This is a genomic window from Paraburkholderia sp. WC7.3g (assembly GCF_050436345.1).
In the GTDB taxonomy this organism is placed as follows: domain Bacteria; phylum Pseudomonadota; class Gammaproteobacteria; order Burkholderiales; family Burkholderiaceae; genus Paraburkholderia; species Paraburkholderia podalyriae.
Map to the genome: position 1 here is coordinate 418,647 of NZ_JBNDMA010000002.1, position 23,387 is coordinate 442,033.

The 23,387-nt window shown below is 65.9% G+C and carries 23 protein-coding genes; 14 read left to right on the top strand and 9 right to left on the bottom strand.

Annotation, left to right across the window (positions count from 1 at the left end):
* Window positions 1–71: 71 nt before the first annotated feature.
* Window positions 72–485 (bottom strand): general secretion pathway protein GspC, encoded by a 414-nt coding sequence (locus OKW43_RS13390; protein WP_187632427.1) that lies wholly within the window; start codon window positions 483–485, stop codon window positions 72–74.
* A 136-nt stretch (window positions 486–621) separates the two neighbouring features.
* Here OKW43_RS13390 and gspG point away from each other — a divergent pair, with 136 nt between their 5' ends.
* The 8 genes from gspG to OKW43_RS13430 all read left to right on the top strand — a co-directional run bounded on the left by gspG (window position 622) and on the right by OKW43_RS13430 (window position 6,766).
* Window positions 622–1,086 (top strand): type II secretion system major pseudopilin GspG, encoded by a 465-nt coding sequence (gene gspG / locus OKW43_RS13395; RefSeq protein WP_187632426.1) that lies wholly within the window; start codon window positions 622–624, stop codon window positions 1,084–1,086.
* Window positions 1,087–1,263: 177 nt separating this feature from the next.
* Window positions 1,264–1,803, top strand: a complete 540-nt coding sequence (locus OKW43_RS13400) for a GspH/FimT family pseudopilin (RefSeq protein WP_429447778.1) — start codon at window positions 1,264–1,266, stop codon at window positions 1,801–1,803.
* Window position 1,804: 1 nt separating this feature from the next.
* Window positions 1,805–2,248: a type II secretion system minor pseudopilin GspI gene (gene gspI, locus OKW43_RS13405; RefSeq protein ID WP_429447781.1), complete on the top strand. Its 444-nt coding sequence runs from the start codon at window positions 1,805–1,807 to the stop codon at window positions 2,246–2,248.
* Entirely contained in the window at window positions 2,226–2,900 is a 675-nt protein-coding gene (locus tag OKW43_RS13410) for a PulJ/GspJ family protein (protein ID WP_187632423.1), read from the top strand. Before gspI ends, OKW43_RS13410 begins: the two co-directional genes overlap by 23 nt.
* A gap of 1 nt (window position 2,901) precedes the next feature.
* Window positions 2,902–4,020 carry a type II secretion system minor pseudopilin GspK gene (gene gspK, locus OKW43_RS13415; protein WP_187632422.1) on the top strand — a complete coding sequence of 373 codons (1,119 nt, stop codon included), beginning with the start codon at window positions 2,902–2,904 and terminating at the stop codon, window positions 4,018–4,020.
* A 28-nt stretch (window positions 4,021–4,048) separates the two neighbouring features.
* Window positions 4,049–5,458, top strand: a complete 1,410-nt coding sequence (gspL, locus tag OKW43_RS13420) for a type II secretion system protein GspL (RefSeq protein ID WP_429447784.1) — start codon at window positions 4,049–4,051, stop codon at window positions 5,456–5,458.
* Window positions 5,455–5,958, top strand: a complete 504-nt coding sequence (locus tag OKW43_RS13425; RefSeq protein WP_187632420.1) for a type II secretion system protein M — start codon at window positions 5,455–5,457, stop codon at window positions 5,956–5,958. Before gspL ends, OKW43_RS13425 begins: the two co-directional genes overlap by 4 nt.
* A 28-nt stretch (window positions 5,959–5,986) precedes the next feature.
* A complete protein-coding gene (locus tag OKW43_RS13430; RefSeq protein WP_187632419.1) occupies window positions 5,987–6,766 on the top strand; it encodes a type II secretion system protein N in 780 nt (259 codons plus the stop codon).
* Between the two features lie 36 nt (window positions 6,767–6,802).
* Here the strand turns inward: OKW43_RS13430 and OKW43_RS13435 are convergent, their stop codons facing one another.
* Together OKW43_RS13435 and OKW43_RS13440 are read right to left on the bottom strand one after the other, a co-directional pair.
* A complete protein-coding gene (locus tag OKW43_RS13435; protein ID WP_429447788.1) occupies window positions 6,803–8,407 on the bottom strand; it encodes an efflux transporter outer membrane subunit in 1,605 nt (534 codons plus the stop codon).
* Between the two features lie 280 nt (window positions 8,408–8,687).
* Window positions 8,688–9,092: a hypothetical protein gene (locus OKW43_RS13440; protein ID WP_187632417.1), complete on the bottom strand. Its 405-nt coding sequence runs from the start codon at window positions 9,090–9,092 to the stop codon at window positions 8,688–8,690.
* Between the two features lie 258 nt (window positions 9,093–9,350).
* On the opposite strand from OKW43_RS13440, the gene OKW43_RS13445 reads away from it, so the two are divergent.
* Together OKW43_RS13445 and OKW43_RS13450 are read left to right on the top strand one after the other, a co-directional pair.
* Entirely contained in the window at window positions 9,351–9,857 is a 507-nt protein-coding gene (locus OKW43_RS13445) for a MarR family winged helix-turn-helix transcriptional regulator (protein WP_187632416.1), read from the top strand.
* 208 nt (window positions 9,858–10,065) lie between these two features.
* Window positions 10,066–11,628 carry a DHA2 family efflux MFS transporter permease subunit gene (locus OKW43_RS13450; RefSeq protein ID WP_429447791.1) on the top strand — a complete coding sequence of 521 codons (1,563 nt, stop codon included), beginning with the start codon at window positions 10,066–10,068 and terminating at the stop codon, window positions 11,626–11,628.
* 51 nt (window positions 11,629–11,679) lie between these two features.
* On the opposite strand, the gene OKW43_RS13455 is transcribed toward OKW43_RS13450, so the two are convergent.
* The 4 genes from OKW43_RS13455 to ada form a co-directional block, all read right to left on the bottom strand.
* Window positions 11,680–12,195: a hypothetical protein gene (locus OKW43_RS13455; RefSeq protein WP_187632414.1), complete on the bottom strand. Its 516-nt coding sequence runs from the start codon at window positions 12,193–12,195 to the stop codon at window positions 11,680–11,682.
* 222 nt (window positions 12,196–12,417) lie between these two features.
* Window positions 12,418–14,034, bottom strand: a complete 1,617-nt coding sequence (gshA, locus tag OKW43_RS13460) for a glutamate--cysteine ligase (RefSeq protein ID WP_187632413.1) — start codon at window positions 14,032–14,034, stop codon at window positions 12,418–12,420.
* Window positions 14,035–14,244: 210 nt separating this feature from the next.
* A complete protein-coding gene (locus OKW43_RS13465) occupies window positions 14,245–15,165 on the bottom strand; it encodes a DNA-3-methyladenine glycosylase family protein (RefSeq protein ID WP_187632412.1) in 921 nt (306 codons plus the stop codon).
* Window positions 15,162–16,352, bottom strand: a complete 1,191-nt coding sequence (ada, locus tag OKW43_RS13470) for a bifunctional DNA-binding transcriptional regulator/O6-methylguanine-DNA methyltransferase Ada (protein ID WP_187632411.1) — start codon at window positions 16,350–16,352, stop codon at window positions 15,162–15,164. Before ada ends, OKW43_RS13465 begins: the two co-directional genes overlap by 4 nt.
* Window positions 16,353–16,803: 451 nt before the next feature.
* Between ada and OKW43_RS13475 the strand changes: the two genes are divergently transcribed.
* A complete protein-coding gene (locus OKW43_RS13475) occupies window positions 16,804–17,229 on the top strand; it encodes a VOC family protein (protein ID WP_187632410.1) in 426 nt (141 codons plus the stop codon).
* A 42-nt stretch (window positions 17,230–17,271) separates the two neighbouring features.
* On the opposite strand, the gene OKW43_RS13480 is transcribed toward OKW43_RS13475, so the two are convergent.
* Both OKW43_RS13480 and OKW43_RS13485 read right to left on the bottom strand, forming a co-directional pair.
* On the bottom strand, window positions 17,272–17,826 hold the full coding sequence (locus tag OKW43_RS13480) for a YaeQ family protein (protein WP_187632648.1): 555 nt from the start codon (window positions 17,824–17,826) through the stop codon (window positions 17,272–17,274).
* Window positions 17,827–17,967: 141 nt separating this feature from the next.
* Window positions 17,968–18,945, bottom strand: a complete 978-nt coding sequence (locus OKW43_RS13485) for a LysR family transcriptional regulator (protein WP_187632409.1) — start codon at window positions 18,943–18,945, stop codon at window positions 17,968–17,970.
* A gap of 173 nt (window positions 18,946–19,118) precedes the next feature.
* Between OKW43_RS13485 and OKW43_RS13490 the strand changes: the two genes are divergently transcribed.
* The 3 genes from OKW43_RS13490 to araG all read left to right on the top strand — a co-directional run bounded on the left by OKW43_RS13490 (window position 19,119) and on the right by araG (window position 23,384).
* Window positions 19,119–20,576, top strand: a complete 1,458-nt coding sequence (locus tag OKW43_RS13490) for an aldehyde dehydrogenase family protein (RefSeq protein WP_429447795.1) — start codon at window positions 19,119–19,121, stop codon at window positions 20,574–20,576.
* A gap of 151 nt (window positions 20,577–20,727) precedes the next feature.
* Complete coding sequence (locus tag OKW43_RS13495; RefSeq protein ID WP_429447797.1) at window positions 20,728–21,732, top strand: arabinose ABC transporter substrate-binding protein; 1,005 nt, start codon at window positions 20,728–20,730, stop codon at window positions 21,730–21,732.
* Window positions 21,733–21,824: 92 nt separating this feature from the next.
* Window positions 21,825–23,384, top strand: coding sequence for an L-arabinose ABC transporter ATP-binding protein AraG (araG, locus tag OKW43_RS13500; protein ID WP_187632406.1), 1,560 nt, complete (start codon window positions 21,825–21,827; stop codon window positions 23,382–23,384).
* Window positions 23,385–23,387 lie beyond the last annotated feature (3 nt).

Sequence of the window (23,387 nt, forward strand, 5' to 3'; positions counted from 1 at the left end):
AGACGTAGCGCGAGGCGGGAACAGAAAGGATTACGCGGCGTGCGGTATCAGCCGCGCAACCGCTTCGGGTTTCAGCGCACGTAAATGGTGGGGCCGCTGGAGTTGGCGGGTAGGAAGATTTCCGAGTGGGCGCCGTTGCGGTCGATGATGATCGAGCGGGCGCGAACTTCGGAGAGCTTCGTGCCTTGCATCAGCGTGCCGCCGAGCGACACCGCATGCGGCGGCTCGCCGCCGACGCTGACGATCGCCGCGGCGCCTTCGCTCAACGCGAGGATGCCAAAGAGATGGATGTCCTGATTGACGTTGCGTGTGAGTTGCCCGCCGAACAGCGTCGCGGCCTGATCGGTCGAGACCTGCGCATGCGCGGCGGCAGCCGGCAACGGCGCGCCGGACATCGTACTCAGCGTGATGATCCAGTAGGTCAGCGTCGCGCAGAAAGCGGCGAACAGCGCGAGCGACAGGAGGCGGATTTGGATGGCGTTCATGCGCACATTGTACGGACTATTGTGAAAATTGCGGTGGGTTGAAACCCTTCAACTGCATGACATTAAAATGATCGGCCCGGCGTGTTCAATCTGACGGCCCGGACCGAAAAATTCACCTGAAAAGAGGTAGTAATCTATGCAACTGTCGACCATTCGCCGCGCTAACAACGCGGGTTCGCGAAGCCGTCGTCAACGCGGTTTCACGCTGATCGAAATCATGGTCGTGATCGCGATTCTCGGCATTCTCGCCGCGCTGATCGTGCCGAAGATCATGAGCCGTCCGGACGAAGCGCGGCGCGTCGCCGCGAAGCAGGATATCGGCACCGTGATGCAGGCGTTGAAGCTGTATCGCCTCGACAACGGCCGCTATCCGACTCAGGAGCAAGGCCTGCACGCGCTGATCGAAAAGCCGACCACCGACCCGGTGCCGGCCAACTGGAAGGACGGCGGCTATCTCGAGCGCCTGCCGAACGATCCGTGGGGCAATTCGTATCAGTACCTGAATCCGGGCGTGCACGGCGAGATCGATGTGTTCAGCTACGGCGCCGATGGCAAACCGGGCGGCGAAGGCAACGACTCCGACGTCGGGTCCTGGCAATAAACGCGTCGAAACCAGCAACGCGCCAGGCTCGATGATGTTCATGCACGCACCCTCTTTGCCGCCGGTTTGGCCGCGGGTGTCGCCGAACGGCCTGCCCGCCGCGTCGCAAGTTTCGCGGCACGGCGAAGCGTGCGTGCTTCACCGCTGCATTGAAGTTTGAATTTCCGTTGATCGTCGATGGCCGGCACTATGCGCACGTCCGTTTGCAAGTCCCGTGTGGACACTCCGTGTACGGCTTCGCGGCCGCACTCCCGGCAACGCCGCGGCCGCGCGGCCGGCTTCACGCTGCTCGAAATGATGGTCGTGCTCGTGATCGCCGGCCTGCTCGTGTCGCTGACCGCGCTCACGATGAACCGCAATCCGCGCACCGATCTGAACGAGGAAGCGCAGCGTCTCGCGCTGCTGTTCGAATCGGCTGGCGACGAAGCGCAAGTGCGCGCGCGGCCGATCGCGTGGCAGCCATTCGAGGGCGGCTTCCGTTTCGATCAGCGCACCCAGGACGGCTGGCGTCCGCTGCGCGACGATCTGCTCGGACCGCGTCAGTGGGAAGGCGGCGTGACCGGTGTCGCGATCAGTTACCCGGGCTCGGATTCGCACGCCGAGCGCATCGTGTTCGGTACAGAGGCGATCGACGTGCCGGTGCAGGTCACGCTGTTTTCGGCGGCCGGCCAGGCGACCATCGTCGGTACCGGCAATGGCCGCTATGAGGTGCGCTGAGATGCGGATGCGTCGTTATGGCAGGCCCGCCCATGCTCCTTGCCTCTTCAGGAGGCGCGATGTCGGGTGCCGCAAGGCGCGCGGTTTCACGATGATCGAAGTGCTGGTGGCGCTCGCCATCATCGCGGTAGCGCTGGCCGCGTCGCTGCGTGCGGTCGGCGCGCTGGCGAGCGGCGAAGCCGATCTGCACCGGCGTCTGCTCGCCGGCTGGAGCGCGGACAACGCGCTCGCGCAACTGCATCTGAAGCACGCATGGCCGAACATCGGCTCGACGAGCTTCGATTGCTCGCAAGGCAATTTGCAGCTGCGGTGTACTCAGCGTGTGACGGCGACGCCGAATCCGGTGTTTCGCCGCGTCGAGGTGATGGTGACGATGCCAGGGCAGTCCGGCAATCTCGCCCAGATGGTCACGGTGGTCGCGAATGAAAACAACCGCTCGCTGTAAGCGCCGCCGCCGCGACGGCGCGCGCGGCTTTACGCTGATCGAACTGCTTGTCGCGATCGCGATCCTCGCGGTGATCGCGGTGCTGTCGTGGCGCGGGCTCGATCAGATTATCCGCGGTCGCACGACGATCACCAACGCGATGGAAGACGAGCGCGTGTTCGCGCAGCTGTTCGACCAGATGCGCATCGACGCGCGGCAGGCCGCCAGCGACGACGAATCTGGCCAGGCCGCGGTCTCGGTCACCGGCAACAGGCTGCAGATCGTGCGGCATATGGTGCTGCCGGGCACCGCGCCGCGTCTGCAAGTGGTGCGCTATCAGATCTCGAACGGTCGCGTGGTGCGCTACGCGTCGCCGCCGCTTGGCAACGTCGGCGAGTTGCGGCGCGCGTTGCACGACAGCGACGAAGGCTGGAGCGCGGTGCCGCTGATGGGCGGCGTCGGCTCGATCTCGGCGCGGATGTACGTGCCGAAGCTCGGCTGGACCATACAGATGAACGAGGTACAGACCGCGATTACCGAGGCCGACAACAATCTGAAGGTGCCGCAGCTCGGTAACGCGCCAATGCCGCGCTCGGTGACGGGGCTCGAGGTCAGCATCGGTGCGACGTCGCTCGCGCGGCCGGTCACGCGTGTATTTCTGGTCGGAGAATGACATGACGTTCTCGTCGTCGTTGCCGAAAAAGTCCGCATCGGGTTCGCGCGCACGCGGACGCGAGCGCGAACGCGGCGCGGCCATCATCAGCGCGCTGCTCGTCGTCGCGCTGTCGGCGATCCTCGTGTCCGGCATGTTGTGGCGCCAGCAGGTCCAGATCCGGCGCATCGAGAATCAGCGGTTGCTGTCGCAGGCGCAATGGGTCGCGCGTGGGGCGCTCGACTGGACGCGGCTGATCCTGCGCTCCGAAGGCGATACGTCGGCGGGCATCACGTATCTGGGCGGCTTGTGGGGCGTGCCGATCGCGAAAACGCGGCTGTCGGATTTTCTCGGCCAGATCGGCGAAGTGCGCGCTGAGCAAGGCGCGGCGACGTACCTGTCGGGTTCGATCGAGGACGCGCAGTCCAGATTCAATCTGCGCAATCTGGTCGCGAGTCCGGCGCCCGGCGTGACGCAAATAAGCGCCGAGCAGATGGCCGCGTACCAGCGCCTGCTGGTGTCGCTCGGCCTGAGCGGGCAGCTCGCCAAAGTGACCGCGCTGCACATGCGCGCGGGGCTGTCGCAATCGGCGACGCGCTTTCAGACCGGCACGTCGATCAGCAGCACGCCGCAGGTGGGTGGCGGCGGCGGTATGACGGGCGGTAATTTCACGAACCGGCCCGGCATCGAGGACGGCGACGACAACGTGGCGGTCGCGCCGCTGCTGATGACGAGCGTCGATTCGTTGCTCGACATTCCGGGCTACACGCCGGAGATGGTCGCCAAGCTGCGGCCGTTCGTCACCGTGCTGCCTACGACCACCGCGATCAACATGAACACCGCGTCGGCCGAAGTGATCGCGGCGGTGGTGCCGGGCATGACCGTGTCGCAAGCGCAGGCGTTGGTCGCGCGGCGGCAGACCGTGTTTTTCCGCAACGTCGGCGACGTGCAACTCGCGCTGACCGCGGCCGGTGTGCAATCGGTGTCGATCGATCCGAACCAGTTCGACGTCAACTCGAGCTACTTTTTAGTCCACGGCAGCGTGCAGCACGAGCGCGCCGAAGTGGATCGCACGACGCTCGTTTATCGCGATCCGCTGACTCACACCACGCGTATCGTGCGGGTACAAGACCAACTGTGAACAACGCAATCCATAGAGAGAGTGGCCTTTGAGCACGCTGATCGTCCTATTGCCGCCGCGTGATCCGGCGGTGCCCTCGCAGGAATGGCAACTGCCCGAGCTGCCGTTCGTGCTGCTCGACAAGACGGGGCGCACGCAGCGCGCCGGCCGCTCGGCGCTCGCGCTGCTGCCGCGCGCCGGCACGACGGTGCTGATGCTCGCCGCGCGCGACCTGCTGCTGATGCCCGCGACGCTGCCGCCGCTGCGTGGCCCAAAGCTGCGCCAGGCGCTGCCCAATATCGTCGAGGATCAACTGATCCAGGATCCGCAGACATGCCATATCGCGGTCGATCCGCAGGGGCTTGGCGAAGGCCGGCACTTGCTCGCGATCGTCGATCGCGGCTGGTTCCGTTTCATCTACGAGGCGTTCACGGCGGCGGGTCATCGCAGCCTGTGCGCAGTGCCGGTCACGCGTTGCCTGCCGCAGACGCCGGTGGCGGACGTTGCCGCGAGCGTCGATCAAACAGCCGAAGTGCGCGAGCCGGTGATGGCCGGCTCCGCGAGCGTCGCGACGTCGCTGCCGGGCGTGGCGCCGGTGATCGCCGCCGAAGCGCCGACTATCGTGCCGATGGTGGCCGCCGTGCTCGGTGCCGTCGTGCAGACCGCGCCCGCACTGCTCGTCGAAGGCGCGATCGACAGCGGCGTGCCGCGCGTGGAACTGGCCATTGCGCGCGGCGCGCAGGGCGAAGGCTTCGCGGCGCCGGCCAATGCGGTGAACGCGACGCTCGCCGCGCTAGCGGGTGCGGCGCCGGTGTCGCTGTACATGCTGACCGAGGTGCCGGGCAACGAGCCTGGCCACGCCACAACGAACCCCGCGCGGCTCGCCGCGCATATCCACGGCGCGAGTCCGCTGCCGTTCGAGCAGCTCGCGCGGCGCGCGCTCGAATGCCGCTTCGACCTGTGCCAGTTCGAATTCGCGTCGCAGCCGTGGCGCCTCGATCGCGCGACGCTGCGGCGTCTGCGCCTGCCGATCGTGCTCGCGCTCGCCGCGCTCGTCGTCGCGATCATCGGCGCGAACGTGCAGTGGCTGATGCTCGCGCGTCAGCGCGACGCGATCAATACGCAGATGACAGAACTCTTTCTCAATACCTTCCCGAAGACCACCGTCGTGCTCGACGCGCCCGATCAGATGGCGCGTCAGGTGCAACAGCTGCGGGTCGCGGCGGGCGAGCTGTCGCCGGAGGATTTTCTGTCGCTCGCCGACGGCCTGGCGCGCTCGCTGTCGCCGCTGCCGGTCAACGGGATCGCCGCACTCGACTATCACGACCACCGCCTCGACGTGACCTTCAAACCCGCGATCAAGGTCGACCCCGACTTCGCGAAGCGCCTCGCGCGCAACGGCCTTACCGGCGCGATCGACAGTAGTACCGGCAAGTGGACCATCAGGAACGGACAATGAAAGCTGAACTCGCTCAAACATGGGCTGGCTTCTGGGACCAGCGCACGGATCGCGAAAAGGCGCTGCTGACGTGGGGCGGCGCCGCGCTCGCCGTGGTGATTGCGTGGTCGGTGCTGTGGGCGCCCGCGCAGGAAGGCCGCGCGCATCTGCGGGAATCGCTGCCCAGCCTGCAGCGGCAATTCGCGCAGATGACCGCGCAGGCGAATGAGGCGCACTCGCTGTCGGCGGCCGCGCAAGGCGTCGCGCCGACCGGCGCGGCGCTGAAGGACGCGCTGAGCGCATCGCTGGGCGAACATGGCCTGGCCGCGACGCAGGTGCAGTTCGTCGGCAACGCGGTGCAGGTGCAGATGAAAAACGTGGCGTTTCCGGCCTGGACCGTGTGGGTCGATGATGTGCGCAAGCAGTTCAAGGTGCAGGTCTCCGAGGCACACATCACCGCGCTGAAAGCCGACGGCCAGGTAGACCTGACGGTCGCGCTGCAACCGTCGAGCGCGAAATAACGACGCGCCGCTCGCTACAGGATCTCGCATGAATTACTGGATGTGGCGCCTGCGTGGGGCGCTGCCGTGGCTGGTGGTCGCCATTTTGTCGGTCGCGGCCGTGACGCTCGCGTTGCTGCCGGCCGCCTGGGTTACGCCGCAGTTCGCTCGGCAAACGCATGGGCACGTCAATCTCGTCGACGCGGAAGGCTCGCTGTGGCACGGCTCGGCGACGCTGATGCTGGCAGCCGGCTCCGATATGAGCGCGGCGACGCTGCTCCCTGGGCGGATCGAATGGCGCACGGCGTTCTGGCCGCTTTTCACTGGACGCGTGCGGATGCTCATGCGCCAAAGCGAGGCGATGCCGGACCCGATTACGATCGATGCGACGCCGCGCGGCGTCACCGTCACGCCGGGCGTGCTCGCGGTGCCGGCGTCGCTGCTCGCGGGGCTTGGCGCGCCATTCAACACGCTCGATCTGCAGGGCAACGTGCAGCTGTCGTGGTCCGACTGGCGCAGCTTCAACGGTGAGGCGTTCGGACAACTGACCATGATGCTCGACGACGTCAGCTCGCGTGTGTCGCTCGTGAAGCCGCTCGGGTCGTATCGGGTCAGGCTTCAGGCGCAGGGGACCTCGTCGGCGCTCGATCTGAGCACGGTCAAGGGACCGTTGACGCTGAGCGGCAGCGGCACGGTGTCGGCCGCATCGACGTCGTTTCGTGGCACGGCGAGCGCCGCGTCAGAGCAGCACGATAACCTCGCCGGCCTGCTGAATCTGCTTGGCCGGCCGAGCGGCCCGGATACGGTGGCGCTGACGTTCGTGCACTGAGGCGCGCTTCGCGCCTCGCGGCGAGCACGGCGGCCGTTATTTGCTCTGCACCCGCGCCGGCGGTGCTTCCGCGCCTCGCGCAGTGCTTTGTGCGATGGACGTTGCGCCGAGCGAGGCAGCCGCCGCAGCCGATGCCGGCAATGGCGGGGGCGCCGCGACATCGCCGGTCTCCCGATTCATCTGCGTCACGTCCCAGCCGCCGCCGAGCGCCTTCACGAGACCCACCGACGACACCATCCGCTGCCCGCCGATACTCTCGAGCTTCTGCTCGGCCGTGAAGGCGGTGGTCTGCGCGGTCAGCACATTGACGAAGCCGACCGTACCCGCCTTGTACTCGTTCGTCACGATGGCGAGCGCCTGGCGCGCCGAGTCGACCGCCTGGCGCTGCACGACGATTTCCTGCTCGAGGATGCGAAGCGACGCGAGGTTGTCCTCGACGTCCTGGAACGCGGCGAGCACCGTCTGCCGATAGGTCGCGACATCGGCGTCATACGTGGCGCGCGCGGCGTCGGTTTGCGCCTTGCGCAGGCCGGCGTCGAAGATCGTCCCGGCCAGTTGCGGGCCGAGCGTCCAGAAGCGCGACGGCAAGGTCAACAGCTGCGAGAACACCGAGTTCTCGAAGCCCCCGGTCGCCGACAGCGTCAGCGACGGGAAGAACGCGGCGATCGCCACGCCGATCTGCTCGTTCGCTGCGGCGGCCTTGCGTTCCGCTGACGCGATATCCGGCCTGCGTTCGAGCAGCGCGGACGGCATCTGCGCGGGCACGGCGGGCGGCGTCGCGGTGAGCGGCATCGGCGGCAGAGAGAACATCGACGCGGGCACGCCGACCAGCACCGCGATCGCGTGCTCGTCCTGCGCGCGCTGGATGCCGTTGTCGATCGCGGCGGCCTGGGCCGATTGCAGCTGCGTTTGCGCCTGGATCACGTCCGAGCGCGCGGCGACACCGGCCGCATACTGATTCTGAGTGAGCTGCAGTGAGCGCTGATAGGCGATGACGGTGTCGTCGAGCAGCTTCTGCGTAGAGTCCAGCGCACGCAGCAGGAAGTACGTCTGCGCGAGCGTGGCCTGGGCGGACAGGCGCGCGTTCGCGAGCTCGGCGGCCGCGCCCTGCTGGCCGGCTTTCTGCGCGTTGACCGAGCGCGTGACCGAGCCCCACAAGTCCGGCTCCCAGCTCGCCTGCATCTGGACGTTGAAGCTGTTGCTGATGCCTTCGCGGCTCGTCGCCGTCGTCGCATTGCCGCTGGATTGATTGCCGTTACCCGAGCGCGTCGCGCCCGCCGACGCGCCGATCGTCGGAAAGTACGCGGCCCGCGCTTCGCCGACGAGCGCACGCGCCTGCCGGTAGCTCGCGGCGAATTGCGCGATGGTCTGGTTCGCGGCGTTGAGCTTATCTTCGAGTTCGTTGAGCTTGGGGTCTTCGTAGATCGCCCACCAGTCGCCGCGGTCATGTTGATCGGCGGGTTCGGCGACCTTCCAGCCGGGCGCGGCTTCCTTGAAGGAGGCGGGGATCTCGGTGGCCGGCCGCTGATAGTTCGGGCCGACCGCGCAGGCGGCGACGAGTGTCGCGCAGGCCGCGCTGACGGCGAGGGTCAGGGCGCGCGGCGCAAGCGCCCGCGCGCGCGCGATTCGATCAGACTGCATGCAATGAATTCCTTCTGGACGCCGCGGTGCGGGCGGCAGCGGCGGCACCGGCCGGGCGAGATCGTAGTCTGCCGGAATGTTAGCGTATGAGCCCGCGCGAGCGCGGGAAACTGAAAGCTGAAAGGTTAATGCGAGGCGGTGCGCAGGTGTGTTACTTGCCGTGACGCGATGGTTACGCGTTGTTACCGGCAGGCGCGACGGGCTACGGGTTGGCGGCGATCCGGGTGGCGAGAGGAAACGAAACGGGTGCCTCGAACGCGCGTGGCGAACTGGTGTGCCGTCAAAGCCGCGGTTCCGTGGGTTGGGTCTGCTGGCGTTGATGCTGACGTTTGCACGCGGGTTTGCCAGCCGAGGCTCGGCACGACGCACCGCCGGTCGAAAGACAAGCGGTGCCGCTGTTGGCCGCAACGGCGACCACGTTTCCCGCCTCTATCGCGAAGCTTTCCTTTGGCAGCACACTCTGACTGGCATCCGCGTGCGCGGCGCTGCCCTTCATCGCTCGCTTCGTCCCCCGTCGATGCTCGGCCCACGCGAGCAGTGCGACGCCCAGCGATCCACCCGGCAGCACGAAGAGTCCCGCGAACAGCGCGAGCTTCCACCAGCGGTGCCGGCCCTGGAAGTTATGCAGTGCGGAATCGGTCAGTGAGCGGCTGAGGCCGCCAAGCGTGTCTTTGAGGTACTGCATCGGGGAAATCCTTTGGCGCGCGTCGCGAGCAGGCGATGTGCGGTCGACAGGTCAGAACATGGTCTCGAATGGCGCAGAATGCGCGAAACTGATTGCTTATCATAATATTGACTATGCAATCAAATTTCAAGATACTGTGCGGCGCAAATCGCTCGACTGTTGTTTTATTGATGGCTGATTGCGCACCGCAAAATGTGATTTGACTTGTCTGCTTAGGCAGCTAAACTTCGTCTTGCTTGCGGATGTTGCGGATACCCCATGACTGATGGCCCCTACAAAGCGGACGAGGTCGAGCTGACAAGCAGTCTCGGCTACTACCTGACGAAGGCGCGCAACGTGTTGGTCGAGCGCACGGACCGAGCGGTCAAGCCGCTTGGGCTCACGGCGCAGCAAATCGGCGTGATTCTGATGCTGTCGTCGCGGCGCGCTAGCACGCCATTCGAGCTGTCGCGCGCGATGTCGTACGACAGCGGCTCGATGACGCGTCTGCTCGATCGACTGGAAAAGAAGGGCTTCGTCGTGCGCACGCGCAGCAGCGACGACCGGCGCATGGTGAAGCTGGAGTTGACACCGCAGGGCCAGGAGGCCGCGCGCCAATTGCCGAACCTCGGCGCGACGGTGCTGAACGACCAGTTGCGCGGCTTTACCGCCGAGGAACACGCGACGCTGATTCACCTGCTCGCGCGCTTCATCGCGAACGGTCCCGAGGGTGAAACCGACGTGAATTGCGGACCGGCGCCACCGCCGGACGAGCCGCGGGGATGAGTCGAAGCATCGGCCGAAGCGCGGTCGTCGTCGGATGGCGGCGGCGCTTTATCACGAAGTACTAGCAGGACAATCACGAGGCGCTTTTCCAAGGCGCCATTGTCATAAGATATCTGTCTGGGCAGAGGGTGATCCGGCATGCAAGCATCGTGTCCCAAACGCCCGATAAAGCTGTCGCGACAAGCTTTTGCCGCCTAAGGAGAACACTATGGATGCCACGGCCTCCACCGCTGCGCTGCCCGCAGCCGAACTCGCCCCGCTCAGGGGCGGCACGCTCGCACTGCTGACCGTCGGCCTTGCGCTCGGCACCTTTATGGAGGTGCTCGACACCTCGATTGCGAACGTCGCGGTTCCGACCATTTCGGGCAGCCTCGGCGTCGCGGCAAGCCAAGGCACCTGGGTGATCTCGTCGTACTCCGTCGCCTCGGCGATCGCCGTGCCGCTGACTGGCTGGCTCGCGCGACGCGTCGGCGAGGTGCGACTCTTCACGCTGTCGGTGCTGCTGTTCACGATTGCGTCGGCGGCCTGTGGTTTCGCGCACAACTTCGAATCGCTGATCGGCTTCCGGCTCGCGCAGGGGCTTGTGTCCGGGCCGATGGTGCCGCTGTCGCAGACAATCCTGATGCGCTCCTACCCGCCCGCGAAACGTGGTCTCGCGCTCGGCTTATGGGCGATGACCGTGATCTGCGCGCCGATCTTCGGGCCGGTGATGGGCGGCTATATCACCGATAACTTCACGTGGCCGTGGATCTTCTACATTAACGTGCCGATCGGCCTGTTCTCGGCTTTCTGCGCGTATCTGCTGCTGCGCGGCCGGGAGACGCAGACGACGCGCCAGCGTATCGACGCGGTGGGCCTCGTGCTGCTCGTGACCGGCGTGTCGTGTCTGCAGATGATGCTCGACCTCGGTAAGGACCGCGACTGGTTCAACTCGACGTTCATTGTGACGCTCGCGGTGATCGCGCTAGTGTCGATCGCGTTCCTGCTCGTGTGGGAGTTGACCGAGAAGGAGCCGATCGTCGACCTGTCGCTGTTCAAGGATCGCAACTTCGCGCTCGGCGTCGTGATCGTCTCGTTCGGCTTCATGGCGTTCTTCGGCTCTGTGGTGATCTTCCCGCTGTGGCTGCAAACGGTGATGGGCTACACGGCCGGCCTCGCGGGTCTCGCCACGGCGCCGGTCGGGCTGCTCGCGCTGTTTCTGTCGCCGATGATCGGCACGAACATGCATCGGCTGAATCTGCGCATGGTCGCGAGTTTCGCGTTCATCGTGTTCGCGATCGTATCGTTCTGGAACTCGACGTTCACGCTCGACGTGCCGTTCGGCCACGTGATCCTGCCGCGGCTCGTGCAGGGCATCGGCGTCGCGTGCTTCTTCGTGCCGATGACGACGATCACGCTGTCCAGCGTGTCCGACGAGCGTCTTGCGAGCGCGTCGGGTCTGTCGAACTTTTTCCGCACGTTGTCGGGCGCGATCGGCACCGCGATCAGCACGACGTTCTGGGAAAACGACACGATCTATCACCACGCGATGCTCGCCGATACGGTCAACACGTATTCGGCGAACACTAATGCCTATACGAATGCGCTCGCGGGCGCCGGGCTGTCCGGCGACAGCCTGACCGCGCAGCTGAACCAGGTGGTGACGAGCCAGGCGTACATGATGGCCACCAACGACTTCTTCCGCATCTCGTGCGCGGCGTTTGTCGTGCTGGCCATGCTGGTCTGGATCACGAAGCCGCGCAAGGGTACCGGACCGTCGTTAGGACACTGAAGCACGTGCGCAGCAGCGGCAAGGGCAGCGCCGCTGCCGCCACTGCTTCAGCTATTTCGACATCGCCTCGCCGTTCGGCAGCGTAGTCGTCTTTCCGGGCATCGTCTCCGGATGCGTCGCATCGGGCGCGTTCTGCGACGGCGTCGCGCTGTCTTGCGGCGCTCCGGCGGCTGCGCCGGTGGTGCCTCTCACATACTGCTTGAAATCCGCACCCGCTTGCCACGGATTCGGCTTGCAGCCAAGCGCACTGTCGCAATGCGCGGAAAAGCCGATCGTAACGGTGCGATCGGGACCCGCGGCACGCGTGATCTGAAACGCGAGGGCGCGCTTGCCGCCGTCGGGGCCGGCGGTCTGGATCAGCGAGTCGTTAGCCGTTTCGATGTTGTACTTCGAATGACTGGCGACCCACGTTTGCGCCCGTTGCCACCAGAGGTCGCATTCCGCCTTGCTCGAACACGTCAACGGTGTGGTCGCAATTTGCATGACGTCCGGATCGACCTGACCTTGGGTCGAGCATGCCGCCGTCGCCGCGAGACACAGCGCGGCCACCAGAGCCTTGTTCTTCACGTCGATACCTCCCGTGTGGAGCGTGTCATAACTTTTTGGACCAGCCCACCGGGGCGGTGTTTCATCCAGATCGGAGAATCGCGACAACGCGCGGATAATTTGCCGATTCCGCACGCGCCTGAAGCGCGCAATCCGTAGAGCTTACTTGCGCGTACGCGTGGCCAAGAAAAAGGCGGCACGCGGGCCGCCTGGTTGCTTCTCGAGATGCTGTGACCCAAACGCTCACACGCTGTAGCGATTAAGGGTATAGGCCCGATACGCAGCGACGAACGCGTCGAACGAACCAACTTCTTCACGTTCGAGCTTCGTCTGTTCGTCGAGCGATTGCATCGCGAGGTCCGCAAACGCCTTGGACTGCGCGGCATCGAGCGGACGCGCACGGAAGTACGCTGCGTGCGCTTCGCTTTGCGCGAGGCCAAACGCGAGAAAGCTCTGCTGCTGGTCGCGCATCGTTTGCAGCACGCGCGCCGACGGCGTCAGCGACACATCCGCGAGCTTCGCGCGTTGCGCGGTGACCGCGCGCGCGTGTTCGTCGCCGCCCTTCAGGTTGTCGAGCATGGCGGCCGCGGCGTCGATTTTCACGAGTAATTCGTTGGCCCAGTCGATCATTGCGACCGGTTTGCCGTCGCGAACCAGTTCGAGGCCTGGCTTGCGGCCTTCCATCGTCACGCGGCCGAAGTTCTGGTTCGCTTCGGTGTACGCGAGCGGGGGCAACGGCGCGCTGTCGTCGAGCGCGCACACGAGCAGGTACGCGTCGAGAAAGCGCGATGTTTCGAGCGAAATGCCCGTCGGCTCGAACGGATCGATGTCCATGCAACGCACTTCGACGTATTGCACGCCGCGCGCGGCGAGCGCATGCAGCGGCCGCTCGCCCGGATAGGTGACGCGCTTCGGACGAATCGTCGAATAGAACTCGTTTTCGATCTGCAGCACGTTGGTGTTGATCTGTACCCACTCGCCGTCGCGTTGCGTGCCGATCTGCTCGTAGGCCGGATACGGCTGGCTCACGGCTTTCGTGAGCGCGTCGAGATAGCCGGGCAGCGTGTCGTAGTCGGCGTGCAGCCCGGCTTGCGCGGTCGTGTTCGAATAGCCGAGGTCACTCATGCGCAGGCTCGTCGCGTACGGGCGATACAGCGTGTCGGCGTCGAACGTATCGAGCGAGTGCTTGCGATCGCGGAGGAATCGACGATCGAGCGCCGGCGACGCGCCGAACAGATACATCAGCAGCCAGTTGGTGCGGCGGAAATTGCGGATCAGCGCGAGGTAGCGGGCGGACTGGAAGTCGACGGCGTTCGCGGTGGATTGCTGATCAGCGTGCAGCAGTCGCCACACTTCTTCGCTCAGCGAATAGTTGTAGTGGACGCCCGCGATGCACTGCATCGTGCGGCCGTAGCGCAGCGCGAGGCCGATCCGGTACACGTACTTCAGCTTGCCGATGTTCGACGTGCCGTAGTGCGCGATCGGAATGCCCTCGTCGGTGGCAGGCAACAGGCCCGGCATCGAGTTGTTCCACAGGATCTCGTCACCGAGTTGAGCGTAGACGAAGCGATGCAGCACGTCGAGCTGCGCGAGGGTTTCGGCGGCGTCCTGCTCGGCCGGCGTAATCAGTTCGAGCAGCGCCTCGGAGTAGTCGGTCGTCAGCGACGGATGCGTGAGCGCCGAGCCGAGCGCGCGCGGATGCGGCGTCGTCGCGAGCTGGCCGTCGCGCGTCACGCGCAGGCTTTCCTTTTCGATGCCGCGCAGGCCGCGTATCAGTGCGTCGCGCTGCGGGCTCGAGTCGAGCACGGACAGGCGGTGCGAAAACGCGTCGGTCGTGCAGGAGGGTGTCGTGTTTGGCATTGATGCAAGTCGCGCGTTGCCGGTCGCCGTGTATCGCCAGATGATTCGCAGACGCTACAGCGGCCGACAACGTTCGGCGGAATTTTCGGTAGCGGGCACTTTAACACCTCGCCAGAACGGCTGCTTGCGGCCGCTTCGGGAGGGTTTGGCGCCCAGCTACGGGCGTCGCGCCGAACTACGCGATTCCCTATCGCTACGTCACGACGACGCTTAGCCCCCGCGCGCCGCGCCCGCCCGATCCGCCACCTCGTTCCACAGATGCATCGCGGCATACGCGCGATACGGCCGCCACGCGTCCGTGCGGCTGCGCTGCTGCGCGGGCCGTACGAGCGAAGGATCGCGCGCGCAGATCGATTGCATCAGCACGAGGTCCGACGCGGGCCATGCATCGGCATCGCGCCATGCGCGCATCGCGACGTATTCGACGGTCCATGGGCCGATGCCCGCGAGCGCGAGCAACTCGGCGCGCAGGCTCGCGGCGTCGACGGTATCGCTGCTGTCGAGCGGCACGTCGCCGCTCGCGACCGCGCGCGCGAAGCCCTGCAACGCGGCGACGCGTTTGCCCGGCATGCCGATCCGCGCGAGATCGACCTCGGCGAGCGCGGCCGGCGTCGGAAAACGCCATGCGGTGTTTTCATGCGGATGCCCGTCGATGCGTTCGCCCGCGCGTTGCACGAGCCGTCCGATGATCGTCGTCGCGGCCTTCACGCTGACCTGTTGGCCGACGATCGCGCGCACCACCAGCTCGAAACCGGACCATGCGCCCGGCACGCGCAGACCGGGCACCGCGGCGACGAGCGGCGCGAGCCAGGGGTCCGCGGCGAGCCCGGCGGCGATCTTCTTTGGATCGGCCCGCAGATCGAACATCCTCGCGACTGGCGCGGCGAGCGCATCGGCGTGACGGCTCGCGGGCCCTTCGATGCTCGCGACGATGCAGCGCTTGCGCGGATGCAACCGCACGCTGAGCGTGCCGCTGTCGCCGTTCCAGTCGATCGCGCGACGATACGCGCCGTCCTCGACGGCCTCGACGCCAGGCGTCGCGCGGCCGCTGAAAAAGCGCAGCAGCCGCGGCCAGTCGAACGGTGCCTTGAACGGTAATTCGAGCGTTGCGACGTCGTTAAGCGTGCTCAAGCGGCGTGATCCAGTTGGGAGTCGTGGGAGTCGGCATCGGTGCGGCTTGCGTTGCGGCGCGGCGCGTCGCCGTCTGAAGCGCCGTCTGCGTGCTGTGCCTCATTGTCGAGCAACGCGGCCTTGCGCGGCAGCCCCCAGCGATAGCCGGCGAGCGCCCCGCCTTTCTGCACGACGCGATGACATGGGATCGCGAGCGCGACCGGGTTGGTCGCGCACGCGCTCGCGACGGCCCTGACCGCGCGCGGCGAGCCGACCGCCTCGGCGATCTGGGAATAGCTGCGCGTCTCGCCGTACGGAATGCGTCGCAGCGCATCCCACACGCGCTGCTTGAACGCGGTCGACGCGATGTCGAGCGGTAGGTCGAAGCGTTGGCGTGTGCCGTTCAGATACGCGTCGATCTGCGCGATGAAGGGCTCAAGCCGTCCGGCGTCTTCGCGCAGTTCGGCATTCGCGAACTCGCCGCGTAACTCGTCGATCAGCAGCGCGGTGTCATCGCCGAAACCGATCTTGCAGATGCCCTTGTCGGTTGCGGCGACCAGCACGAAGCCGAGCGAGGTCGGCGCACTCGCATAGCGCACCGTGAGCCCGGCACCCTTGCGACGATAGGCGGACGGCGCCATGCCGAGCTCGGCCGGCGCGCTGTCGTACATTCGCGACGGCGAGCCGAAACCGGCGTCGAGCGTCGCGCGCGTGACGTCGGCGCCGCCCTGCAGCGCGTCACGCAACGCGGCGCCGCGCTGCGCGGCCTGGTACTGACGCGGCGACACGCCGACCACGCGCTTGAACAGACGTTGCAAATGGAACGGGCTCACGTGCACGGCATCGCTTAGTTGCGCGAGCGTGAGACGCTGCTGCGGATCGGCGTCGAGCGCGGCGCACGCCCTGGCGACGATGTCGAGCTCGCGCGGCAGGCCGCCGGGCTGGCAGCGCTTGCAATCGCGATAGCCCGCGGCGCGGGCAGCGGCGGCATCGGTGAAAAAAGCGACGTTTTCGCGGCGCGGCTGACGCGACGCGCACGACGGCCGGCAGAACACGCCGGTCGTCCTGACCGCGTAGAAGAATGCGCCGTCGGCGTCGCGGTCGCGGTGGGTGACGGCGTCCCAGCGTTCGTCGTCGGTGCGCCACCGGGAGGTGTCGATGTCGGCGGCGGCACGCACGGTGGCGGAGTGGTGAGTGATGGCGTTCATGATGTCCTCGGGCCCGATGGGCAGGCAAATGTCGATGCTCATCAATCTAGGCCCGATCGCTATACAGTACGCGCCGGTTCTTGCTCTGTCATTCGGCCGCGCTTGGGTCTTGCCCCAAGTGGGGTCATAAACCGGTGAATCACGGTCTGAAGCGGCTCCCGAACGCGCTGCGGACGGGCGTTTCGCGTCAAAGACGCGACAATTTCGCCCGATATCGGGTTTTCCCCTAAAAAGTTATTGCGTCGCACCAACTCGATGTGTATATTAGTACCTGTCTCCTCCATGTCTCCTCCTGATATGGATTCAGCCCGCTCCACTTGAGCGGGCTTTTTTTTGTCCGCGTTTTTTGTCCGCACTTGTCCGCGTCGCCGGCGACTTCCCGCCGATCCGCCCGCCGCCCTTTCTCCTACACTTCGCTAATCGGTTCTCTGATAGCCAAAGGGCGTTCCACATGAAAATCCACATTCGCGAGATCGACCACGTCGTGATTCGGGCCAGGCACGTCGAAACCCTCGCGCGCTTTTACTGCGACGTGCTCGGTTGCAGCGTTGAAAAGGAGCAGCGCGAACTCGGCCTCACGCAACTGCGCGCGGGCCGATCGCTGATCGATCTGCTGCAGGTCGGCGCGAAGCTCGATCGCGCGGAAAACGGCGCGGCGGGCACGGGACGCAACATGGATCACCTGTGTCTACGCGTCGAGTCGTTCGACGTCGACGCGCTGAAGGCGCATTTGAGCGCGCATGGCGCGCGGCTCGGCGAACAGGGATTGCGTTATGGCGCGGACGGTTTCGGGCCGTCGCTGTATCTGTTCGACCCGGAGGGCAACATGGTCGAACTGAAGGGGCCGCCGGAAGCGGCGCGGGTCACGTCGCTCTGAAGTCGACGACGAAGCAACGCAGCCCGGTTCGGAATTGAGCGATCACGCGTCGGCGGGCGCTTTCAGTACGGTCCAGTCGATCTTCACCGCATCGGCTTCGGCGCTGCCGAGCCATGCTTCGCCGTCCTGCACCGTGCATTGCAGCCGCATCGTGCGTTCGGCGAGCGAGCCGAGCGATGCCGCGACGTCTTCGCCGAGCGTCCACACCGTCACGTTGCGCAGGCGTTCGACCTTGTTTCGCACGCCCTGCCACCAGATCTCCGAGGTACGCCCGCCATACGCGATCACGATCACGCGATTCGCGCGTCCGCTCGCCTTCGCGATGCGTCGCTCGTCCGGCTGTCCGACCTCGATCCACGTATCGATCGCGCCGGTCAGGTCCTTGGCCCACAGGTCCGGTTCGTCGACATCCGACAAACCTTTGCAAAACTCCAGCCGTTCATGCGCGAACAGCGCGAATGCGGCGACGCGGACCATCATGCGTTCGTCGGTTTCGGAGGGGTGACGGGCGATCGTCAGCGAATGGTCGGCGTAATAGTGCCGGTCCATGTCCGCGATCTGCAGTTCCGCCTTGTATATCGTCGATTTGAGAGCCATGCCGTTGCTGAACCAGGCGCTCGCTCCACCGGAGCGCAGCGAAAATGAATCGTCGACGGCGCGTTGCCGTTTCTTGTGTTTGCTATACATCGCATCTTCCTCCCGCGCCGTCAGCCGGTGCCTACGACAGGAAGGAAGCATTTACCGGGCCACGGCGGGTTCCGTAGCCGTGCTGTACACGTCGCGAGCCGCGTCCCGCAACGCCTCGAGCACGACGGCGGCGGCCGGGGATAACAGATGTGACTGGCGCGTGATGATACCGAATGTATCCATCCTGCACGGTAAATCGATGGGTACGCGTTTCAGCACGCCGTACTGTTGGTACTGACGCGCCACTTCGTCCGGCAACACCGCCAACATGTCGCTTTGCAGCAGCAGGCTCGAAATCGCGAGGAAGTTGTTCGTATTGACGACGTTCTGCGGCGGGTTCAGGCCGATCTGGGAAAACATCAGATCGAAGCGATGGCGCAGCACGCTGCCCGGCGGATGCAGCACCCAGCTTGCGTTGACGATGCCGCGCAGCGTCAAACCCGTTTCGTTTTCGAGCGGATGACCGGGACGCGCGACCACGCACAGCGGTTCGTCGGCCAGCGGTTCGTAGCGCACGTCGGTTTTGAACTGGTTCTGCCGTTCGAGCACGCGGCCGATCATGATGTCGAGGTCGCCTTCGGCGAGCCGCGGCAACATCACGTCGGAGGTCTCGACCTCGGCCCAGATCTGCAGCTGTGGACAGCGCTCCTTCACGCTCGCGATCGCACGCGGCACCATCGTCGCGGCCGCCGCGGCGATCACGCCGATACGCACCTGACCCGCGAGCCCCGAGCGCAGCGCCGAGATTTCGTCGTGCGCCTGACTGAGGTTCGACAGCACCATGCGCGCATGGCGGATCATCACCTCGCCGTACAGCGTCGCGTGCATGCCGTGCGGCGTGCGGTCGAACAGGCTCACGCCGAGCATGTCTTCGAGTTCCTTCAGCAGGCGCGACGCGGCCGGCTGCGTCATGCCGAGCACGTCGGCCGCGCGGCGCACGTTGCCCTCCTCCTCCATCGCCGCAAGCAGCAGCAACTGGCGCGTCTTCAGCCGCGCGCGCACGAACCAGTTTGAATAGCTACGCGTCATCGTTTGGTCTCCAGGTCTTGGCGAGCGATGTTTTTACATTCTTCCGCCGAAGTTCCCATGATGCCATATCGAAACTGATATCGGAGAAGCCTAAAAAGGGATTGGAAAGTTATTGGGCCGGCTCATACCATTCGTGGACTTTTCTGAACTTCCGGTGCGCCTTTTTTCCGCCGATGAACCGCGACCAGCTCGTCCCCCTCGTTGCCAGCCCGTTTCGCCATTACATCAATGGCGGATGGGAGACTGGCGCGACCACGGGCGTGTCGCTCAATCCGTCGGATCTCGACGAGCCGGTCGGCGAATACGTGCGCGCCGACGTGCGGCAGACCGACAGCGCGATCGAGGCCGCGCACGCGGCGTTTCGCGACTGGTCGCTCGCCTCCGCGCAGCGCCGCGCCGACGCGCTCGATGCGATCGGCAGCGAAGTGCTCGCGCGCCGCGAGGAACTGGCCCGGCTGCTCGCGCGTGAAGTCGGCAAGGTGCTGCCCGAGGCGCTCGCCGAAGCGACGCGCGCAGGGCAACTGTTCAAGCTGTTCGCGGCCGAGGCGCTGCGCGCGTTCGTCGAGCCGCTCGCGTCGGCGCGTGCCGGCGTCGAAATCGACGTGACGCGCGAGCCGCTCGGGGTGGTCGGCATCATCGCGCCGTGGAGCGCGCCGCTCGCGATCGCCGCAGCGAAGATCGGCGCCGCGCTCGCGCACGGCAACTGCGTCGTCTACAAGCCGGCTGAATCGGCACCGGCGTGCGCGGCGGCGCTCGCGTCGATCATCAGTCGCGCGGGCTTGCCGGCCGGCGTGTTCAACCTCGTGATGGGCAGCGGGCGCAAGGTCGGCGCGCGCATCGTCGCGCATCCGCTCGTCGCCGCGATCAGCTTCACCGGTTCGTCCGACACCGGCACGCGCGTGCTGCAGGCCGCCGCCACGCGCCAGGCGCGCGTGCAGCTCGAGATGGGTGGCAAGAATCCGTTCATCGTGCTGGCCGACGCCGATCTCGACGGCGCGGTCGACGCGGCGCTCACCGGTGCCTTCAGCGCGACCGGTCAGCGCAGCACGGCTGCCGCGCGGCTGATCGTCGAACGCGCGGTGTTCGCGCCGTTCATCGACGCGTTGCAGGCGAAGCTCGCGAAACTCACCGTCGATCACGCGTTGAAGCACGGCACCGATATCGGCCCGGTGGCGAACGCCGCGCAGCTCGAACGCAACCTCGACTACGTGCGCGTCGGCGAGCAGCAAGGCGCGCAGTTGCTGCGCGGCGGGAGGCAACTGGAGCGTGCGACGCGCGGCTATTTTTTCGAGCCGGCGCTGTTTATCGGCGAATCGGAGCATCGCATCGCGCGTGAAGAGATTTTCGGGCCGCTCGCGGTCGTGCTGCGCGCGGACGATTACGAACACGCGCTACATCTCGCGAACGACACCGCCTATGGACTATGCGCCGGTATCTGCACGCGCTCGCTCGAACGCGCGCGGCATTTTCGCCGCCACGTGCAGAGCGGGCTCGTCACGATCAATCTGCCGACCACGGCCGTCGAGCATCATGGACCCGGCGGCGGGCGCAAGGCATCGGCCTATGGCGCGAGCGATGCCGCGTTCTGGACCGCCGCGAAAACGGCGTACCTGGCGAGCTACAAGCAATGAGCCGCGCCGCCGTTTTCACCGCGACTTTCGCGAACCGCCCGGCGTGCCGCGCGCAGATCCGCCCCGATTCGCGCGACGGCTGACGCCGCCCGCGTTACCCCGCTGCAACTACATGACATCAATGCAGCTTTTCACCCTCAGGAGACAGTAGATGACCAGCAAGCTTCGCCGTTTGACCCTGACCGCGATGGCCGCCGCCGCCCTCGCCGCCCCGTTCGCCGCGCAACTGTCCGCCCGCGCAGATCAGCCGCTCAAAGTCGGCTTCCTCGTGAAGATGCCGGAACAGGCGTGGTTCATCAACGAACAGAAAGCCGCGACCGCGCTCGGTCAGAAGGACGGCTTCTCGGTCGTCAACATCGGCACGCCCGACGGCGAAAAGGTGCTGGCCGCGATCGACAACCTCGGCGCGCAAGGCGCGAAAGGCTTCGTGATCTGCGCGCCCGACGTGCGTCTCGGACCGGCGATTCAGGCGCGCGCGAAGCGCTACAACATGAAGTTCGTGACCGTCGACGACCAACTGGTTGATTCGACCGGCAAGCCGCTGGCGAACGTGCCGCACCTCGGCATGTCGGCGTTCAAGATCGGCAATCAGGTGGGCCAGGCGATCACCGAAGAAATGAAGCGCCGCGGCTGGAAGCCGGAGGAAGTCGGCGCGCTGCGGATCACGGACTATGAGCTGCCGACCGCGAAACTGCGCACCGACGGCGCGACGCAGTCGCTGCTCGCCGGCGGCTTCAAGAAGGAAAACGTCTTCGACGCGCCGCAGAAAACCACCGACGACGAAGGCGGCTTCAACGCGGTGTCGCCGGTGCTCGCGCAGCATCCGAACATCAAGAAGTGGGTGATCTTCGCGCTTAACGAGGAAAGCGTGCTCGGCGGCGTGCGCGCGACCGAACAACTGCATATTCCGGCCGCGGACGTGATCGGCGTCGGCATCAACGGCGCGGGCGAGGCGTTCGCCGAGTTCCAGAAGAAGGAACCGACGGGCTTCTACGGCACGATCGCGGTCAGCTCGACGAACCACGGCAAGGAAAGCACTGAAAACCTTATCGGGTGGATCAAGGACGGCAAGCAGCCGCCCGCCGACACGCAGACCACCGGCAAGCTGATGGTGCGCGGCAACTGGCAGGACGTGCGCAAGGAACTGGGCATTTAAGCGAGCTTCTCGCAGCAGACGGCGGGCCGCCCCGTGCCTCGCGTTTAGCGCGAGCGCGGCCCGCTCAGGTTTCATCCGTTCGAGGTTTTTCGATGACGTCCTTAATCACCGGGTCTGATGCCAGCGGCGCGGCGCTCGCGCCCTCGCCTGCATCGACGCCCGCATCCGACGCCCCCTATCTCCGGCTCGCCGGCATCACCGTGCGCTTTCCGGGCGTGCTCGCGCTCGACCAGGTCTCGCTCGAAGTGCGCCGCGGCGAGGTGCACGGCCTGATGGGCGAAAACGGCGCTGGCAAGTCCACGCTGCTGAAGGTGCTGTCCGGGGTCAATCATCCTGTGTCGGGCACGCTGTCGCTCGACGGCGTCGAGCAGCAGTTCGCGACGACCAAGGCGGCGATCGCCGCGGGCATCGCGATCATCTATCAGGAACTGCATCTGGTGCCGGAGCTGACCGTCGCCGAGAACCTGATGCTCGGCACGCTGCCGAATCGCTTCGGGGTACTGGACGAAAAGGCCCTGGTCGCGCGTGCAATGCGCGAGCTCGAACGGCTCGGTGAGAAGCTCGATCCGTCACAGCAGGTCAAGCAACTGTCGATCGGTCAGCGGCAGATGATCGAAATCGGCAAGGCGCTGATGCGCGACGCGCGCGTGATCGCATTCGACGAACCGACCAGCTCGCTGTCGTCGCGTGAAACGACGCAACTGTTCCGCATCATCCGTGCGCTGAAGGCCGAAGGCCGCGCGATCATCTACGTCACGCACCGGATGGATGAAGTCTACGAACTGTGCGATCGCGTCACCGTGTTTCGCGACGGCCGCCGCATCGACACCTTCGAGGCCGGCGCGGGACTCGATCGCGATCGGCTGATCAGCTGCATGGTCGGCCGCTCTATCACCGACGTGTACGGCTATCGCGCGCGCGAGCTCGGCGGCGTGCAGCTTCAGGTCAATGGCGTGATGGGACCGGGCCTGCGCGAACCGGCCACCTTTTCGGCACGCAAGGGCGAGATCGTCGGCTTTTTCGGGCTCGTCGGCGCGGGCCGCTCCGAGCTGATGAAACTGATCTACGGCGCGGTCAAACCGAGCGCCGGCGAGGTCGCGCTAAGGGGCAAGCGCGTGCAGTTCGCGACGCCGCGCGACGCGGTGCGCGCCGGTGTTGCGCTGTGTCCCGAGGATCGCAAGCAGGAAGGCATCGTGTCGATCGCGTCGGTGTCGGACAACCTGAACATCAGCTGCCGCCGCCACTTCAGCCGCTTCAACGTGCTCAACGGCCGCAAGGAAGCGCAGACCACGCGCGAGTTCATCGGCAAGCTCGCGATCAAGACACGCAATGGCGACACGCCGATCGGCACGCTGTCCGGCGGCAATCAGCAAAAGGTGATCCTGTCGCGCTGGCTCGCCGAAGAGATCGACGTGTTCCTGATGGACGAGCCGACGCGCGGCATCGACGTCGGTGCGCGCAGCGAGATCTACGGGCTGCTGTATGGGCTCGCCGAGGCGGGCCGCACGGTCATCGTCGTCTCGAGCGATCTCGCCGAGGTGATCGGCGTAACCGATCGCGTGATCGTGATGAAGGAAGGCCATATCGTCGGCGATCTGCCGAAGGCGCAGGCCACGCCGGATGCGCTGATCAAGCTGGCATTGCCGCGCTGATCG

Bases quoted from the DNA above. Each gene is read 5' to 3' on its own strand.
- OKW43_RS13390 (WP_187632427.1), bottom strand. From the start codon at position 485: ATGAACGCCATCCAAATCCGCCTCCTGTCGCTCGCGCTGTTCGCCGCT.
- gspG (WP_187632426.1), top strand. From the start codon at position 622: ATGCAACTGTCGACCATTCGCCGCGCTAACAACGCGGGTTCGCGAAGC.
- OKW43_RS13400 (WP_429447778.1), top strand. From the start codon at position 1,264: ATGGCCGGCACTATGCGCACGTCCGTTTGCAAGTCCCGTGTGGACACT.
- gspI (WP_429447781.1), top strand. From the start codon at position 1,805: ATGCGGATGCGTCGTTATGGCAGGCCCGCCCATGCTCCTTGCCTCTTC.
- OKW43_RS13410 (WP_187632423.1), top strand. From the start codon at position 2,226: ATGAAAACAACCGCTCGCTGTAAGCGCCGCCGCCGCGACGGCGCGCGC.
- gspK (WP_187632422.1), top strand. From the start codon at position 2,902: ATGACGTTCTCGTCGTCGTTGCCGAAAAAGTCCGCATCGGGTTCGCGC.
- OKW43_RS13425 (WP_187632420.1), top strand. From the start codon at position 5,455: ATGAAAGCTGAACTCGCTCAAACATGGGCTGGCTTCTGGGACCAGCGC.
- OKW43_RS13430 (WP_187632419.1), top strand. From the start codon at position 5,987: ATGAATTACTGGATGTGGCGCCTGCGTGGGGCGCTGCCGTGGCTGGTG.
- OKW43_RS13435 (WP_429447788.1), bottom strand. From the start codon at position 8,407: ATGCAGTCTGATCGAATCGCGCGCGCGCGGGCGCTTGCGCCGCGCGCC.
- OKW43_RS13440 (WP_187632417.1), bottom strand. From the start codon at position 9,092: ATGCAGTACCTCAAAGACACGCTTGGCGGCCTCAGCCGCTCACTGACC.
- OKW43_RS13445 (WP_187632416.1), top strand. From the start codon at position 9,351: ATGACTGATGGCCCCTACAAAGCGGACGAGGTCGAGCTGACAAGCAGT.
- OKW43_RS13450 (WP_429447791.1), top strand. From the start codon at position 10,066: ATGGATGCCACGGCCTCCACCGCTGCGCTGCCCGCAGCCGAACTCGCC.
- gshA (WP_187632413.1), bottom strand. From the start codon at position 14,034: ATGCCAAACACGACACCCTCCTGCACGACCGACGCGTTTTCGCACCGC.
- ada (WP_187632411.1), bottom strand. From the start codon at position 16,352: ATGAACGCCATCACTCACCACTCCGCCACCGTGCGTGCCGCCGCCGAC.
- OKW43_RS13475 (WP_187632410.1), top strand. From the start codon at position 16,804: ATGAAAATCCACATTCGCGAGATCGACCACGTCGTGATTCGGGCCAGG.
- OKW43_RS13480 (WP_187632648.1), bottom strand. From the start codon at position 17,826: ATGGCTCTCAAATCGACGATATACAAGGCGGAACTGCAGATCGCGGAC.
- OKW43_RS13485 (WP_187632409.1), bottom strand. From the start codon at position 18,945: ATGACGCGTAGCTATTCAAACTGGTTCGTGCGCGCGCGGCTGAAGACG.
- OKW43_RS13490 (WP_429447795.1), top strand. From the start codon at position 19,119: ATGAACCGCGACCAGCTCGTCCCCCTCGTTGCCAGCCCGTTTCGCCAT.
- OKW43_RS13495 (WP_429447797.1), top strand. From the start codon at position 20,728: ATGACCAGCAAGCTTCGCCGTTTGACCCTGACCGCGATGGCCGCCGCC.
- araG (WP_187632406.1), top strand. From the start codon at position 21,825: ATGACGTCCTTAATCACCGGGTCTGATGCCAGCGGCGCGGCGCTCGCG.